The 2715-nt window shown below is 73.6% G+C and carries 2 protein-coding genes and 1 pseudogene; all 3 read right to left on the bottom strand.

Annotated elements, in window-relative coordinates; genetic code table 11:
* The coding region (locus HY68_RS31660) for an FAD-dependent monooxygenase (protein ID WP_041998260.1) at window positions 1–722 on the bottom strand (722 nt) is incomplete at its 3' end.
* 113 nt (window positions 723–835) lie between these two features.
* Window positions 836–1333, bottom strand: a pseudogene (locus HY68_RS31655) (isoprenylcysteine carboxyl methyltransferase family protein); the annotation flags it as partial.
* Between the two features lie 44 nt (window positions 1334–1377).
* Window positions 1378–2430, bottom strand: a complete 1053-nt coding sequence (locus tag HY68_RS31650) for a 3-oxoacyl-[acyl-carrier-protein] synthase III C-terminal domain-containing protein (protein WP_042000367.1) — start codon at window positions 2428–2430, stop codon at window positions 1378–1380.
* Between the last annotated feature and the right edge of the window lie 285 nt (window positions 2431–2715).

Below are 2715 nucleotides of genomic sequence, written 5' to 3'. Positions count from 1 at the left end.
ACCCGGCGGCGCAGCGGTCCTGCGCCGCGCACCGCGCCGGCCGCAGGCCGCCCTTCGAGCCGGGCGCGCAGCTCGGGGAAGCCGGCCAGATGCTCGTCGAAGCCGCGCCGGACCGTGCTCAGCACGGCCACCCCCACCAGGTCGTCGCCGACGGGTGTCACATACGCCTCGCCGGCGCCCGACCAGTACACCTCGACGAAGTCGCTCCACGGCTCGACGCGGTAGTGGCGCCGCTGCCCGTAGCGCCGGGGCCTGCGGTCGGGCAGTTCCAGGCCGAGAGCCCGGCCCACGGGCGAGTGCAGCCCGTCGGCGGCGACCAGCCAGCGGGCCCGCAGACCGCAGGCGCTCACCGAGTCGTCGTCCTGCCGGACGTCGCGCACCCGGTCCGTCACGGTCTTGACGCCGAGTGCGTCGGCGCGCGCGGCGAGTGCGGCATGCAGGGCGGTGCGGCGCACTCCGAGGCCCGGCCCCGCGCCGAAGGTGGCCTCGGCGCTGTGCGGCCCGGCGAGATAGCGGATGCCGCGCAGCGGGTGGCCCGGCGGTGCGGGCAGGCCGAGGGCGGCGAGCGCGCGCACCCCGCTGGGCATGACGCCTTCGCCGCACGCCTTGTCGACGGGCGTGGTGCGCGGTTCGATCACCACCGCTTCGAAGCCCGCCCGGGTGGCGTGGACGGCGGTCGCGAGTCCGGCGGGGCCGCCGCCGACCACCAGCAGGTCGATCACGGGCCGGCTTCGGCGGTGGCGCCGGTGGTGTCGGTGGCACCGGGCGTATCGGTGGTGTCGGTGGCACCGGTCTTCAGCGTGCTCGTCCCGTCGTCCGTCAGGGCGAGCGCGGGGGCCAGCGCGCGGTTCTCGCAGCGGATACGGACCGTCAGCAGCCAGGCGTTCAGCAGGGTGAAGACGACGGCGGTCAGCCAGGCCCCGTGCACGAGCGGCAGTGCGATGCCCTCGGCCACGACCGCCACGTAGTTGGGGTGCCGCAGCAGCCGGTACGGGCCGGCGGCGACCAGCGGCAGCCCCGGCACGATGACGACCTTGGTGTTCCAGCGCGGGCCGAGGGTGCGGATGCACCACCAGCGCAGCGCCTGGGCCGCCACCACGACGGCGAGCATCGTCCAGCCGAGGGCCGCGTCGAACGGCCGGTCGCCGAGCCGCACTTCGGCCAGACAGCCGAGCAGCAGCCCGGTGTGCAGGACGACCATCGGCGGGTAGTGCCGCCGCCCGTACTCGACGCCGCCGCGCGCCATGCTCCAGCGCAGATGCCGCTTCGACACGACGAGTTCGGCGACACGTTCGGCGCCGACCGCCAGGATCAGGACCGTGTACCAGATCATGTTCTCCCCGTCGTTGCGTATCGGCCGGCCCGGCTCGGCCGGTCCTACCAGCGGAGCAGTACGAGTTCGGAGCAGAACCCGGGCCCCATGGCCAGCAGCAGTCCCGCCGTACCGGCCGGTGGCCGCCGCTCGGCCAGGGTGTCACGCAGCACGTGCAGCACGGACGCCGACGACAGATTTCCCACCGCTTCGAGCGAGCGCCAGGTGACGTCGAGGGCCTGGTCGGGCAGGTCGAGCACTTCCTCGACGGCTTCGAGTACCTTCGGCCCGCCGGGGTGGCACACCCACGCCGTGATGTCCTCGCGCCCCAGTCCGTGGTCGGCGAGGAAAGCGTCCACGTCGGCGGCGAGGTTCTTGCGCACGACGTCGGGGACGCTCGCGTCGAGGACGACCCGGAAGCCGGATCCGGTGATGTCCCAGCCCATCACGTCCTGCGTGTCGGGGTACATCCGGCTGCGGGTGTCGACCACGGAAGGACCGGGCCCGGGGCGGCGCGCCCCGCAGGCGACGACGGCGGCGGCGCCGTCCCCGAAGAGGCCGGTGGCGACCAGGTTCGCCATCGAGGAATCGTTTCGCTGGAAGGTCAGTGTGCACAGCTCGACGGAGAGCAGTACGGCGACGTCGTCGGGTCTGCCCAGCAGGTAGTCGTGGAGTCTGGCGATCCCGGCGGCCCCCGCGACACACCCGAGTCCGAAGATCGGCAGCCTTTTGACGTCGGGTCGCATGCCGAGCAGGTTGACCAGCCGCGCGTCGACGGACGGGGCGGCGATCCCCGTCACCGAGGTGAACATCAACAGGTCGACATCGCGTGGCGAGAGCCCCGCCTCGTCCAACGCCGCGGAGACGGCCTCGGCCCCCAGCGGTACGGCCGCCTCGATGAAGGCGTCGTTGGTGACCCCGAAATCGGTCAGCTCCGCGTACCGGTCGAGCGGAAGAGCGGTGTGCCGGGTGGCGACCCGGGCGGAGCGGTGGAGCCTGTCGAGCACCCGGCGGTCGGTTCCCGCGGGCAGACACGTCCTGGCGACCATGTCCGTGAGGTCTTGTTGGCTGTGCTGGTGCGGAGCCAGGGCTCCATGGACGGCTGCGATGCGAGTCATCTGCGGTCCGAGGTCGGAGGTCGTGGACGTGTCAATGCCTGCCCGCGACTGCTGCCGCCACACGCGAAGTCGCCTGTACGGCCGCTCACACCGGGGCCGACGCACCCCGTACGGCGGCACGGGCGACGGCGCCGGTGGCGCCTACGATGACCCCGTGGACGCCACGCGCCGGACGGGCGCCCTGCTGAGAGCGTGTCACCCGGGGCCGACGGTGGCGGTGACCGCGCTGGTCGGCGGCCTGGCGGCGGCGGCCGGCGCCGACGCAGCCGGGTGTGTCCTGGCGAC

It is taken from the genome of Streptomyces sp. AcH 505, from assembly GCF_000818175.1.
GTDB lineage: Bacteria > Actinomycetota > Actinomycetes > Streptomycetales > Streptomycetaceae > Streptomyces.
This window is presented reverse-complemented; position numbering and strand designations above follow the sequence as displayed.